The organism is Rhodobacter sp. NTK016B, from assembly GCF_017303295.1.
GTDB lineage: Bacteria > Pseudomonadota > Alphaproteobacteria > Rhodobacterales > Rhodobacteraceae > Pararhodobacter.
Genome location: NZ_JAFKOK010000003.1, coordinates 325,598 through 338,870 on the forward strand (window position 1 = coordinate 325,598; position 13,273 = coordinate 338,870).

Annotated in this window: 11 protein-coding genes; 4 read left to right on the top strand and 7 right to left on the bottom strand. The window is 65.0% G+C overall.

Annotated features, from left to right (window positions below):
* The first annotated feature begins 17 nt into the window (after nucleotides 1–17).
* The 4 genes from JI664_RS05950 to JI664_RS05965 all read left to right on the top strand — a co-directional run bounded on the left by JI664_RS05950 (nucleotide 18) and on the right by JI664_RS05965 (nucleotide 3,709).
* Nucleotides 18–806, top strand: a complete 789-nt coding sequence (locus JI664_RS05950) for an ArsR family transcriptional regulator (RefSeq protein ID WP_207012801.1) — start codon at nucleotides 18–20, stop codon at nucleotides 804–806.
* 315 nt (nucleotides 807–1,121) lie between these two features.
* A complete protein-coding gene (locus JI664_RS05955) occupies nucleotides 1,122–1,574 on the top strand; it encodes a TadE/TadG family type IV pilus assembly protein (RefSeq protein ID WP_207012802.1) in 453 nt (150 codons plus the stop codon).
* An 87-nt stretch (nucleotides 1,575–1,661) separates the two neighbouring features.
* Nucleotides 1,662–3,278 (top strand): pilus assembly protein TadG-related protein, encoded by a 1,617-nt coding sequence (locus tag JI664_RS05960; protein WP_207012803.1) that lies wholly within the window; start codon nucleotides 1,662–1,664, stop codon nucleotides 3,276–3,278.
* A 95-nt stretch (nucleotides 3,279–3,373) separates the two neighbouring features.
* The gene (locus tag JI664_RS05965; RefSeq protein WP_207012804.1) at nucleotides 3,374–3,709 is read left to right on the top strand and encodes a carboxymuconolactone decarboxylase family protein; all 336 of its coding nucleotides are present in this window, start codon (nucleotides 3,374–3,376) and stop codon (nucleotides 3,707–3,709) included.
* 72 nt (nucleotides 3,710–3,781) lie between these two features.
* On the opposite strand, the gene JI664_RS05970 is transcribed toward JI664_RS05965, so the two are convergent.
* Genes JI664_RS05970 through xdhA form a run of 7 tightly spaced genes read right to left on the bottom strand, consistent with a single transcriptional unit; the run spans nucleotide 3,782 to nucleotide 13,149 of the window.
* On the bottom strand, nucleotides 3,782–4,867 hold the full coding sequence (locus tag JI664_RS05970) for a BMP family ABC transporter substrate-binding protein (protein ID WP_207012805.1): 1,086 nt from the start codon (nucleotides 4,865–4,867) through the stop codon (nucleotides 3,782–3,784).
* Nucleotides 4,868–4,925: 58 nt separating this feature from the next.
* Nucleotides 4,926–5,858, bottom strand: a complete 933-nt coding sequence (locus JI664_RS05975) for an ABC transporter permease (RefSeq protein WP_207012806.1) — start codon at nucleotides 5,856–5,858, stop codon at nucleotides 4,926–4,928.
* A gap of 1 nt (nucleotide 5,859) precedes the next feature.
* The gene (locus tag JI664_RS05980; RefSeq protein ID WP_207012807.1) at nucleotides 5,860–6,957 is read right to left on the bottom strand and encodes an ABC transporter permease; all 1,098 of its coding nucleotides are present in this window, start codon (nucleotides 6,955–6,957) and stop codon (nucleotides 5,860–5,862) included.
* Nucleotides 6,944–8,464 carry an ABC transporter ATP-binding protein gene (locus JI664_RS05985; RefSeq protein ID WP_207012808.1) on the bottom strand — a complete coding sequence of 507 codons (1,521 nt, stop codon included), beginning with the start codon at nucleotides 8,462–8,464 and terminating at the stop codon, nucleotides 6,944–6,946. The genes JI664_RS05980 and JI664_RS05985 overlap by 14 nt, the downstream gene beginning before the upstream one ends.
* A complete protein-coding gene (gene xdhC / locus JI664_RS05990; protein ID WP_207012809.1) occupies nucleotides 8,461–9,405 on the bottom strand; it encodes a xanthine dehydrogenase accessory protein XdhC in 945 nt (314 codons plus the stop codon). The genes JI664_RS05985 and xdhC overlap by 4 nt, the downstream gene beginning before the upstream one ends.
* Nucleotides 9,398–11,764 carry a xanthine dehydrogenase molybdopterin binding subunit gene (gene xdhB / locus JI664_RS05995; protein WP_207012810.1) on the bottom strand — a complete coding sequence of 789 codons (2,367 nt, stop codon included), beginning with the start codon at nucleotides 11,762–11,764 and terminating at the stop codon, nucleotides 9,398–9,400. Before xdhB ends, xdhC begins: the two co-directional genes overlap by 8 nt.
* Nucleotides 11,761–13,149 (bottom strand): xanthine dehydrogenase small subunit, encoded by a 1,389-nt coding sequence (xdhA, locus tag JI664_RS06000; RefSeq protein ID WP_207012811.1) that lies wholly within the window; start codon nucleotides 13,147–13,149, stop codon nucleotides 11,761–11,763. The genes xdhB and xdhA overlap by 4 nt, the downstream gene beginning before the upstream one ends.
* Nucleotides 13,150–13,273: the final 124 nt, after the last annotated feature.

Below are 13,273 nucleotides of genomic sequence, written 5' to 3' on the forward strand. Positions count from 1 at the left end.
CCCGTACTTCGACAATCATGGAACCAGCCCAGAGCCTCGAGCCCGTTGCCGCTTTTGCCGCGCTTGCCCATCCACAGCGACTGGCGATCATGCGTCTGTTGATGCGGCATTACCCGCGCCGCGTGGCCGCGGGCGAGATCGGCGCAGTGCTCGAGGTCAAGCCCAGTACGCTGTCGGGCTATCTGGCGCAGTTGATGGAGGCGGGTCTCATCAGCCAGGAACGGCGCGCGACCTCGCTGCTTTACGCAGCCTCGGTCGACGGGGCCGAGGCGCTGAACGCGGTGTGGATCGGCGAGATCTGCGGCGGTCGCGGGCGGGTGAGCCATGGGCAGGCCGGGGCGCGCGTGCGCAATGTGCTGTTCATCGGGGCGGGCAATGCCGGCCCGTCGCTGATGGCCGAGGCGCTGCTGCGCGCCCGCGCGGGCGACGCGGTCGAGGTCTTTTCGGCCGGGCTTGAGGCCCGCGCCGGTGACGAGGGCGCGACGCTCGATTTCCTGTCCGGGCGCGGGCACGATGTCGGATTGCTGTGGCCAAAGCCGCTTTCAACATGGTCGGGCGATGACGCGCCGAGTATGGATGTGGTGATTACCCTCGGCGACCGGGCGGCATCGCTCGCGCCGGACTGGCCTGGCTCACCGCATCGCGCGACATGGCGGCTGGCGCCTGATCTGACGGCCGAGGCCCTTTACGACGATCTGGACCAGCGTCTCGCCGCGCTTGCAGATCTTCCCTATGACGCGGCCCATCCCCGGGTGACTCAGGCCGGTCTCGATCGTTTGGCCGAGCCTTTGGTGTCTTACGACTAAAGTCGTAACATCTTCTGGATTCAGCAGAATTTTTGATCATATCCGCGTGGCAGATCTGCAACGTAAGCGAAAAAAACCGTTTTCATTGGTCGGATAATGGTCGTCGCGCCGTGTTCTCCCGAGGGTTGTGGATCGGAAGTTTCCAAGAAGTATCAAATACGTATCCAATTTTCTGCATTTGCAGCATCGGCCCATTCATTGCCGGGTTAATTATCCATTCAAAATAAAGGTTTAACTTGCCAAGGCAACTCGGTTGCCCGACCCTTTACTCTACGTACCTTTTAACGAGCAGACGTTGTATCGGGTGAGGCTACCATGCAGAACGACGACGGGTTCTTTCGTTACTTACTGCGTCAGGTTGTGGAAAAGGGCCGTGACCAGTCCGGCTCGACAACCGTGGAGTTCGTCGTCCTTCTGCCCTTCCTGATCGGCGTTCTGGGGCTTGTCGTCACCTCAAGCCTTTATCTCGCGCTGGCCAGCGACGTGCAGCAGCTTGCCCATGAGCTCGCGCGCGCCTCGCTTTCGGTCGAGCATGACGACGATTGGTGCGAAGAGATCGAGGCCCGGATGGTTGCGCCGCTGGCCGCGAACCTGCCGCTGCTCGAACCCGACCGCGTCAATGGCATCGCCTGTGATAACGATCCCGATACGCGGATGCTGCGGGTGTCGGTGGTCTATGACACACGCGGGACACTGGGGGCGATCCTTGGGTCAATGATCGGGCTTCAGTTCCAGTCGTTCCAACGCGCCAGTTTCGTGCAATGGTAGGGCCTGCCGATGATCCTGCGGCGGCCTGAGATCCGGCGCTGCCTGTTGCGACACCTGCGGGGGGCGCGGGACGACGAGACGGGCGTGGTGGCGGTTCTGATTGTGGTCCTGCTGCCGGTGCTGTTGATGGCCGGTGCGCTGGCCATAGACCTGATGCATATCAACGCCCAGCGTCGTTACGTTCAGTCGCAAGCCGATCTCGCCGCGCTGTCGGCGGTTCATTTCCTTGAAAGCGCCGACGCCTCGCGCGGGGCGGTCCGCGCGACTGTCGCCGCGAATGCGCGCTACGATCCTTTTGATGTGCCCGATGCCGATATCGTCTTCGGCACCGCCCCGGTTGCCGGCACGTTCACCGCCAATGCCGATCAGACCACGACGCGCAACACGACAGCGGTGCAGGTTTTCGTGACGACGCCCGTCAAGTTGTATCTGCTCGATATGTTCATGGGAGACGAAGGGTTGATCGTGCGGCGCGAGGCCATTGCCGCGACCGATCCGCCGCGCGTCAGCTTCGCGCTGTCGAATTGTCTGGCCGAGCTTGCCTTGCTGCGGGACTTCCTGCGCCCCCTGATCGGTGCCGAGGTCGATGTTCTGTGCAGCGGGCGCGGGGTGGACACGCGGATCAACATCTTGGAAACGCTGGGCGATATCGCGCTCGAAGCCAGTCTTCTGACCCCGTCGGGCGAGCCGTCGACCTATGGTGATCTGCTGGAGGCCGATCTGCCCGCCGCCACCATCCTGTCGGTCCTGACCGGGCAGAACGTGCCGCCGGGGCTGGGCACCGTGCGGCTGGGCGACGGGCTGGTCCTGTCCGAGGATCTGCGCCGCCTGCGGGTCGGCACACCGATCCGCGGCGTCGAGTTCTATGTGGCCGATCTGGTCTTGCTGACCGCCGAGTTGCTGACCGAACATCTGCTCAGCCTGCAGACCGACCTTACGCTCGGCGCCTTCGGGGATGTCGGCGCCCGGGTGACGATCGGCGAGCCGAGACGCATCGCTCTGAACGTGGTGCCCGGTAGCCCGGAAGCTTATGCGCAGACGTCGCAGATCCGGGTTCAGCTGGACGAGCTGAACATCCTCGGCATCTTCAAGCTACGGCTCAACATCCGCCTTGCCAACGCCATGGCCACGCTGAGTGACGAAGGGGATACCTGCGCCACCGACCCGGGGGCGGTGATAGCGGTGTTCGACCCGGTCGATGCCAGCCTGATCGATATCGATCTGATGTCGCGCGTCCAGGGGCTTCCCCTTGGGACCGAGGCCCTGGGGATGCAGGTCGACACCGCGCGAGAGCGCGCGACGCGCCGGGTGGCATTCACCCGCGAGCGTTTCACCACCGATCCCGTCGTCGAACTGGGGCCGGTCGGTCCGGCGGCGGAAGAGGTGGTGACGGATCTGTTGGGCAATACGCTGGGCGACATGCTGGACCGGTCGCGCGCGCGGATTGAAGAGGCGCTTAGCCTGCAGACCTGCAATTCGATCCTCAGCTGCGCGACAAGCGCGCTGAACGCGCTGGCGCAGACGCTGACATCTTTGGCCAGCACGCTGGTCCTGACCAGCGCCAATGTCGCGAACGGCTTGGGCGCCGAAGGCAACCTGACCAACGACCTGTTCAGTGATCTTCTGGGACTCGATATCGCGCGCGCCGAGCTGGAGCTGCTGAGCGTTTCTTGCGCAGCCGCGACCCCGCGTCTGGTTCGCTGAGCGTCGGTTGCCCTGAAGCGATTGACCTGAATCAAGGAGCATCCCGGCGCGCTGTGGCACGTCTGTCCCAAGATATGCATCAAGGGGAATGTGATATGGATGCCAAATCCGAACTCGCCGCCATCAAGGATCGCTCGCGCGCGCTGATCAAGGCGGTCAATGCCCCGATGAAGGGCTTCGGTCAGCTCAGCGCGGCGGTCAAAGAGCCGGGCGCGCTGTCGACCAAGGAAAAGGAATACATCGCCGTCGGGATCGCCATCGCGCAGGGCTGCGACGATTGCGTCAATTTCCATGTCGAGGTGCTGCAGAAACTGGGCTGCACGCGCGAGGAATTCTGCGAGGTGCTGGGCATGTGTCTGCAGATGGGCGGCGGGCCGGTGGTGATGAATGCAGGCCGCGCGCTCGAAGTCTGGGACCAGCTGCAGGCCTGAGGGTCAGACCAACGCGCAGCACGGAAAAAGGGGGCCGCAAGGCCCCCTTTTGTCGTCGATGTGCCGGAAAGGTCAGCTGGGGATTTCGCCGCTGATGCCTTCGACATAGAAGTTCATGCCCAGAAGCGTGCCGTCATCGGCGGTTTCGCCTTCGGCCAGCCACGGCGTGCCGTCCTGACGGTTCAGCGGGCCGGTGAACGGGTGGTATTCGCGGTTGCGCATCGACTCGATCAGCGCATTGGTTTCTTCCTGCACATCGGCCGGGATCTTGTCGCTGAACGGCGCGAACTCGACCTCGCCCTCGGGCAGGCCCTGCCACACATTGCCTGCTTCCCAGGTGCCGTCGAGTTTTTCCTGAATGCGGTGCATGTAATAGGGCGCCCAGTTGTCGATGATCGCGGTCAGGTGCGCATCGGGGGCGAACTGCGTCATGTCCGAAGCCTGACCGAAGCCCAGCACGCCCGCATCCTGCGCAACGGTGAGCGGCGCGGTCGAGTCGGTGTGCTGCATCATGATATCGCAGCCCTGTTCGATCAGCGCCTCGGCGGCGGCGGCTTCCTGCGCCGGGTCGAACCACGAATAGACCCAGACGATGCTGAACTCGACATCCGGGTTGGCTTTCTTGGCGTGGATATAGGCCGCATTGATGCCGCGGATGACCTCGGGGATCGGGAACGAGGCGATATAGCCCACCTTGTTGGTTTCCGTCATGCGCCCGGCGATATGGCCGATCACGGCGCGGCCCTGATAGAAACGCGAGTTATAGAGCGAGACATTCGGCGCTTCTTGCAGATAGCCGGTGGCGTGCTCGAAGGCGACATCGGGGAAGCGCTGCGCCACGGCGTTGACCGAAGGGCCATAGCCGAACGAGGTCGCGAAGATCATGTCCGCCCCCGACAGCGCCATCTGCGTCATGATGCGCTCGGAATCGGGGCCTTCGGGGACGTTTTCGACAAAGAAGGTCTCGACCGTGTCGCCGAAATGCTCTTGCGCGGTCAGGCGGGCCTGATCGTGGGCATAGGTCCAGCCGAAATCTCCCGGTGGGCCGAGATAGATGAAGCCGACGCGCAGGGGCGATTGCGCACGTGCGGTGCTGCCCAGCGTCGCGGCGAGACCCAGGGCGGCGGCCGACGTGGCCAGGAGTTCTCTGCGTTTCATAAGGTACTCTCCAAGTTGACGGAGCCCGCGCTCGGGGATCCGGGATTGTTGTGCCGGCTTATCCGGCAGCGTGGAACGACCGGCCCAGGGAACCGGGCGCCGACAGGGACCGACGGCCCCGATTCGACGACATAACGACCAACACGAGGATGGTGATGATGTAGGGCGACATGGCAAGGTATTCCGCCGGGATGCGCACCCCTGCTGCCTGCAAATTAAGCTGAAGAACGGTGATTCCGCCGAAAAGATAGGCGCCAAGCAGGGCGCGCCACGGTTTCCACGACGCGAAAACGACCAGTGCCAGCGCGATCCAGCCTGCACCTGCAGTCATGCCCTCGGTCCATTGCGGGACGCGGACAAGGCTCAGATACGCGCCGCCAAGACCGGCGCAGGCACCGCCGAACATGATCGCCAGAATGCGCACCTTCTTGACCTGATAGCCAAGCGCGTGGGCGCTGTCGTGGTTCTCGCCGACAGCGCGCAGGATGCGGCCGCTGCGCGTGTAGTTGAGCCAGTACCAGACCGCCGCGACCAGCAGGATCGACACGTAGACAAGGATATCATGGCCAAAGATGATGCGCCCCACGACCGGCAGGTCGCTGAGCGGACCGAAATCCAGCTTCGGCGTACGGGGCGGCACGATGCCGGTATAGCTTTGGCCCATCAGGGCCGAGAAACCCAGCCCGAACAGCGTCAGCGCAAGGCCCGAGGCGACCTGATTGGCCATCAGGATCTGCGTCAGCACGGCGAAGATGAAGGACACGGCCGCGCCTGCAAGGATCGCCGCCAGCATCCCGAAAAGCGGGCTGCCGGTATTCACCGCCACGGCGAAACCCGACACGGCGCCGGTGATCATCATCCCTTCGACGCCGAGATTGAGCACGCCCGCCTTTTCCACCACCAGCTCGCCGATCGCGGCCAGCAGGATCGGGGTGGCCGCGACCATCAGCATGGCGATCAGCGTGACCGGGTTGATCGAGGAAAAATCCATGTCACACAGCCTCTGAGGCGCGGGGCGAGACGCCCAGCCTGATGCGATAATTCGACAGCACGTCAAGCGCGAGAAGGAAGAACAGCAGCATCCCCTGGAACACCTGAATGGCCGCTGCGGGCAGGTTCAGCATGAACTGCGCCAGCTCGCCGCCGATATAGGTCAGCGCCAGAAGAAGCCCGGCCAGCACGATCCCCACGGGATGCAGCCGGCCAAGGAACGCGACGATGATCGCGGTAAAGCCGTAGCCGGCATTGAAGTCGATGGTGATCTGCCGCGCGGGGCCCGCCACTTCGAACATACCCGCAAGGCCCGCGAAGGCCCCCGACAGGCCAAGGCACAGCACCACCAGCCGGGCCGGCGCCACGCCCGCGAAGCGCGCGGCACGCGGGGCCTGACCGGCAAGCTGGACGTGGTATCCAAGGATGTGCCGCTGCAACAGGATATAGGTGAACAACACCGCGATGAAGGCCGCGACGCCGCCCCAATGCAGGCCGGTATTGGCGAACAGCTCATGGTTCGCTGCCGCCGGATACTGGTTGAGGTTGCGCGAGCCGGGGAAACCCGCGCCATCGGGGTTGCGCATGAACCCCGTCGCGGCAGCGGCCAGCAGTTTCTCGGCCACGTAGACCAGCAGCAGCGACACGAGGATCTCGTTGGTGTTGAACCGCGTCTTCAGGATCGCCGGGATCATCGCCCACAGCCAGCCGCCGAACGCCCCGGCGACGATCATCAGCGGAAAGACCAGCCAGCTTTCGGACGGGTAGAAAGCCAGCGCCACCCCCGCCGCGCACAAAGCGCCGATGATGTATTGTCCCTCGGCGCCGATATTCCAGATGCCGGCGCGGAAGCCGATCGACAGCCCGACCGCGATCAGGATGAGCGGCCCTGCCTTGACCAGCAATTGCGGACGCGAATAGCTGGCGAATTGCTCGGAAAAAAGCGGGTCCCAGAAGATCAGCTTGATCGCCTCGAACGGGTTCTTGCCAAGCAGCATGAACAGGATGCCGCCCGCCACCATGGTCAGCAGAACCGCCGTGACCGGTGTGGCATAGTTCCAGAACTTCGACGGGTTGGGGCGTTTTTCAAGCCGCAGCATCGGTTTCTCCTCCCTCGGCGCCGCCCAGCATCAGGCCGATCTGGTCCATGGTCAGCCCCTGCACGGGACGCGGCGCGCTCAGCCGCCCGCCATTGAGCGCGGCGAAATTGTCCGCCACCTCCATCAGCTCATCCAGATCCTGGCTGATCACCACGACCGCCGCCCCGGCCTGCGCCAGATCCAGCAAGGCCTGCCGGATCGCCGCCGCTGCCGAGGCATCGACGCCCCATGTTGGCTGGTTCACGATCAGCACCGAAGGCCGCTGCATGATCTCACGGCCGATGACGAATTTCTGCAGGTTCCCGCCCGACAACGCCCGTGCCGCGACATGCGCGCCCGGCGTGCGCACGTCAAAGCGCAGGATGATCTTCTCTGCAAAATCGCGCGCCTTGGACCAGCCGATGAAGCCGTTTCGCACCAGTTTCTCGCGATAGGCTCCTGTCAGAAGCGCGTTTTCCGTCAGGCTCATATCGGGGGCCGCCGCATGGCCCAGCCGCTCTTCGGGCGCGCAAAGCAGCCCCAGCGCGCGCCGCGCCGTCGGCCCGGTTGCGCCCACCGGGTCGCCAGCCATGCGGATCGCATCGGGGGCCGTACGCAACTCGCCCGACAGGGCGCCCAGAAGCTCGTCCTGTCCGTTGCCGGCGACACCGCCGATCCCAAGCACTTCGCCCGCGCGCACAGCAAAGGTGACATCGCGCAGCGAGGTGCCGAAAGCCGAGGGCGAGGTGACCGACAGATCCGTCACCTCAAGCAGCAGCTTGCCGGGCTGAGCTGGCGCGCGCGACGGCGTGTGCAGCGACTGGCCCACCATCATCTCGGCCAGCGAGCGCGCGCTTTCCTCGCGCGGATCGGCGCGACCGACGACCTTGCCCAACCGTAGCACGGTGGCGTTCTCACAAAGCGAGCGGATTTCTTCAAGCTTGTGCGAAATATAGAGGATCGACTTTCCTTCGCTGCGCAGCTGCCTGAGAGTGCGGAACAGGATTTCGACCTCTTGCGGGGTCAGAACCGAGGTCGGCTCGTCCATGATCAGCAATTGCGGGTTTTGCAGCAGGCAGCGGATGATCTCGACCCGCTGACGCTCGCCTGCCGACAGATCGCCGACCATGCGCGAGGGGTCAAGCGGCAGGCCGTAATTATGCGACACCTCGGTGATCTTCGCTGCCAGCTCGCGGATGGGCGGCGGGTTGTCCATGCCCAGCGCGACATTCTCGGCCACGTCCATCGCGTCGAAAAGGCTGAAATGCTGGAACACCATCGCCACGCCGGTCGCGCGGGCCTCGGAGGGGGCGGTGGGCGCGTAGGGTACGCCGCGCCATTCCATCACCCCCTCATTGGGCGTGATCAGCCCGTAGATCGCCTTGACCAGCGTCGATTTCCCCGCGCCGTTTTCGCCCAGAAGCGCATGAACCTCGCCATCGCCAATATCGAAGGTGACCTCCGAATTGGCGACGACGCCGGGATAGACCTTGGTCAGGCCCTTGATCGACAAAAGCGGCGGTTTCACCGGGCGGTCTCCTTCACTGATACACGGAACGGCTGGGCAAGGATTGCGGCGGCGACCGATACGGCAATGGCCTGCGGGTGCTTGCCAAAGGCCGGGTCGCCGATCGGACAAACGATGCGGGATATGTCGCGCGGATCGTGACCCAGCGCCTGCAGACGCGTCCGGAACCGCGCCCATTTCGAGGCCGAGCCGATCAGCCCGCAGGCCGCGAAGCCATGGCTCAGCGCGCGGTGGCACAGATCGAGGTCCAGCGCATGGCTGAAGGTCAGGATGTAATGCTCGGCATCCTTGGGCGCCTCGGGCAGGATGGTCTGCGGGGCTTCGGCAATGCGGCGGGTCACGCCCGGTGGCGTGCTGTCGGGAAAGCGCGCTTCTGCGGTGTCGATCCAGGTCAGCGACAGGCCGGGCAGGGGGGCCAGAACGGAAACCAGTGCGCGCCCGACATGGCCCGCGCCCCAGATCCAGACGGGCCGGGCAGGGGGCGAAAGGGGTTCGGCCAGCCAGCCCTGCGCGTAGCGGGTGCTGACGACGCCTTCGCCGCGCGCGGCCTTTTCGGCCCGGCGGATGGCAAGCGGCGACTCGGCGCTGGCCTGTGCCGAGACCGGGCGGGCAAACAGACCCGTTTGCGGGATCGCGGCGAGGCTGGTTTGGTCGAACCGCTCGTATCCCAGCGTCACCGCGCCGCCGCAGCACTGGCCCAGCGACGGACCCAGCGCGATCTTCTCGGTCCGGGCCGTTCCGCCCGCCAGCATTGCGCGGGCCTTGTGGCTCGCGTCGAGTTCCAGCGCGCCGCCGCCGATCGTGCCGCTCTGGCCATCGGCCCAGATCAGCATGGCGGCCCCCGCCTCGCGCGGGGAAGAGCCCTGATGCGCGCAGATTACCACGCGAACCACCGCACCATGCGCCGAAACGGCCCGCGCGATGGCGTCGCGGTCAAACATAGGCACCCCGCTGGGCTTTCACGGCGGCCAGTACCCGCTCGGCCGTGGCGGGCGCGTCGAGGGCCACGTAACGCGAGCCGTCGCCGCAGGCGGCGATGGCATCCGACAGCGCCATCAACACCGAGACGCCGTGCATGAAGGGCGGCTCGCCCACGGCCTTGGATTTGTGGATCGTGTCTTCTGGGTTGGCGCCGGTCCACAGATCGACATTGAAGACGCGCGGACGATCGCCGCAGGCGGGGATCTTGTAGGTGCTGGGCGCATGCGTGCGCAGGCGGCCCTTGTCGTCCCAGACCAGTTCTTCAGTGGTCAACCATCCGGCGCCCTGCACGAAGCCGCCTTCCACCTGCCCCTTGTCCAGCGCGGGGTTCAGGCTGGTGCCCGCATCGTGCAGGATATCGGTGCGCAGGATCCGGTTCTCGCCGGTCAGCGTGTCGATGACCACCTCGCTGCAGGCCGCGCCATAAGCGAAGTAGAAGAACGGTCGCCCCTGTCCGGCGATCCGGTCCCACGCGACTTTGGGCGTGGCATAGAAGCCGGTGGCGGACAGGCTCACCCGCGCCTGATAGGCCGACATCGCCGCCTCGGCGAAGGTCAATTCGGTGCCGCCCACGCGGACCATGCCGTCGGTGAAGGACACGCTGCTTGCATCGGTCTGATGAAGCGCGGCGAGGTGATCGGCGATCCGGTCGCGCAGGGTCTCGCAGGCGGCCTTGACCGCCATCCCGTTGAGATCGCTACCGGAAGAGGCCGCAGTGGCCGAGGTGTTGGGCACTTTCCCGGTATCGGTGGCGGTGATCTTCACCGCCTCGAGCGGCACGTCGAACACCCCCGCCGCGACCTGCGCCACCTTTTGAAACAGGCCCTGACCCATTTCCGTCCCGCCATGGTTCAGATGGATCGAGCCGTCCTGATACACATGGACCAGCGCGCCCGCCTGATTGAGATGCGTGAGCGTGAAGCTGATCCCGAATTTCACGGGCGTCAGCGCAATGCCTTTCTTGAGCACCGGGTTCGCCGCGTTCCATTCGGCAATTGCCGCGCGACGGGCCGCGTAATCCGAGGTCTGTTCCAGCCGTGCGGTCATCTCGTGCAGGATGAAATCCTCGACCGGTTGCGCATAGGGCGTGGTCTGTACCGCGTCGGCTTCAGGTTGCTGAGGAGAATGTTCACCGCTGAACCGCTTTCCCGTGCCGGGCCCGGTCTTGGCGGGTTGCGCCGCGCGATAATAGTTGCGTTTGCGGACCTCCAGCGGGTCGCATTTCAGCTCATACGCGATGTGATCCATCACCCGCTCAACCCCCAGAAGGCCTTGCGGGCCGCCAAAGCCGCGATACGCGGTGGCCGAGCACATATTGGTGCGCAACCGGTGGCTTTCGATCCGCACATTGGGCAGCCAATAGGCATTGTCGGCATGCAGCATCGCGCGGTCGGCCACCGGCAGGGTCAGGTCCATCGACCAGCCCGCACGGGTGTAATGGATGAAGTCGACGGCAAGGATCCGGCCCTCGGCATCGATCCCGACCTTGTAATCGATGCGGAAATCGTGGCGCTTGCCGGTGACGACCATGTCGTCGTCACGGTCATAGCGCATCTTGCAGGGCTTGCCCGTCAGCCGCGCCGCCAGCGCGCATGCCACGGCCAGATGATTGCCCTGGCTTTCCTTTCCGCCGAAACCGCCCCCCATGCGCCGGGTCTCGACGCGCACGGCGTGCATCGGCACATGCAGGGCATGCGCGACCTTGTGCTGGATTTCGCTCGGATGCTGGGTCGACGAGACGACATGCATGTCGCCGCCTTCCTGCGGGTTGACCAACGCAGCCTGACCTTCGAGATAGAAGTGCTCTTGCCCGCCCATATCGAGCCGGCCTTCGATCACTTTCGCCGATTTCGCGAAAGCGGCGTCCAGATCGCCGCGCTCCCAGATGCGCGGGCCTTCCTCGAACCGCTCATTCGCGGCGAGCGCCTCGTCGACGGTCAGCACGGCCGGTTTCTCGGTATACGAGATCTTGGCCAGCCGCGCCGCCTTGCGGGCGTTCAGATGGCTGTCGGCGATCACGAGGAACACGGGATGGCCGACATAATGCACGGTTCCGAGCGCGAGCAGCGGCTCGTCATTGTTCGAGGGTGAACAATCCGCGTGGCCGATATCTTCGCCCGTCAGAACAGCCACCACCCCCGGCGCGGCCTTAACGGCGGCAAGGTCCATCGCGACGATCTCGCCATGCGCGATCTCGGACAGACCGAAGGCCAGATGCAGCGTGCCGGTAGGCGTGGGAATGTCATCGACATAGCGCGCCTCGCCGGTCACATGCAGCGGTGCAGCGTCATGGGGCAGGGGTTTGTGCAGAACGCTCATGCTGTCACCTTCAGAATATCGGTGGCCAATCCCTGATCTTCGAGGAAATAGCGCAAGAGCAGGTTCTGCGCCGCGTTCAGCCGGTAGTCGGCCGAAGCGCGCATGTCGCTCATCGGCTGGAAATCCTCGGCAAAGGCGGGCAGGGCGGCCTGCACGCTGGCCTCGGTCCACGGCTTGCCGATCAGCGCCTCCTCGACCGCTGTCGCGCGTTTCGGGACGCCTGCCATGCCGCCAAAGGCGATGCGCGCGGCGGTGACGGTTCCGTCCGTCACGGTGATGTTGAAGCATCCCAGCACCGCCGAGATGTCCTGATCGAAGCGCTTGGAAATCTTGTAGCATTTCAGCCGGTCGGGCTGACGCGGGATCGACACGGCCTCGACGAATTCGCCGGGCGCGCGGTCCTGTTTGCCGTAGTCCAGAAAGAACTCCTCGAGCGGCAGCGCGCGCCGGTCGTCGCCCCGGCGCAGATACAGCGTCGCCCCAAGCGCGATCAGGGCGGGCGGGCTGTCCCCGATGGGCGAGCCATTGGCGATATTGCCGCCGATCGTCGCGGCTTCACGCACTTGCACCGAACCATAGCGCCGCAGCATCGAGGCGAAGCCGGGATGTAGCGGGGCGATAGCGGGCAGAAGCTCGGCAATCGTGGTGACGGCGCCGATATGGACCGCGTCGTCGGTCACTTCGATGCCGCGCATATCCTCGACCGCGTGCAGGAAGGCCACGGGACCCAGATCGCGCAGCTGCTTCGTCACCCACAGGCCCACATCAGTGGCCCCCGCGATCAGTCGGCCTTCGGGGTTTTCGAGGTACCATGCCGCCAGTTCGTCCGACGAGCGCGGCAGCGCGCAGCCCTCGGGCGTGCCCTCGGTCAGGCCTTCCTGCGTCGCTGGGTCGATCTGTTCGGCCAGCCAGTCGGGCACGGGATCGGCGGCGGCAGCTTCGGCGGCTCGGATGATCGGCGCGTAGCCGGTGCAGCGGCACAGATTGCCTGCCAGATGCGTGTCGTGATCGGTGACGCCATTCGCGTGGCCCGTCGCCATCGACATGATGAAACCGGGGGTGCAGAAGCCGCATTGCGAGCCATGCTCGGCCACCATCGCGCTTTGCACCGGGTGCAGCGCGCCATCCGGGCCTTTCAGCCCCTCGACGCTATGCACGGCCTTGCCGTGAAGCTGGGGCAGGAACAGGATGCAGGCATTGACGGCGCGAGTGCCGCGCGCATCGGTCAGCATCACCGTGCAGGCGCCGCAATCGCCTTCGTTGCAGCCTTCCTTGGTGCCTTTCAGCCCGCGCTCTTCGCGCAGCCAGTCCAGAAGGGTGCGCGTCGGCGGCTGTCCCGTGACATCCACCACCGATCCATTGAGAACGAACCTGATTCCGGTCATGCAGTCTTCCGCCGCTGTCTCCCCGTCAGGGCTTTTCCACGCGCCCGATGCGGCGTAAAGCGCGGCGGATGCCCCTGTTGTCTTGGTCAGTGAACATTGCCGCCGCGTTTCAGACAAGCCCAGA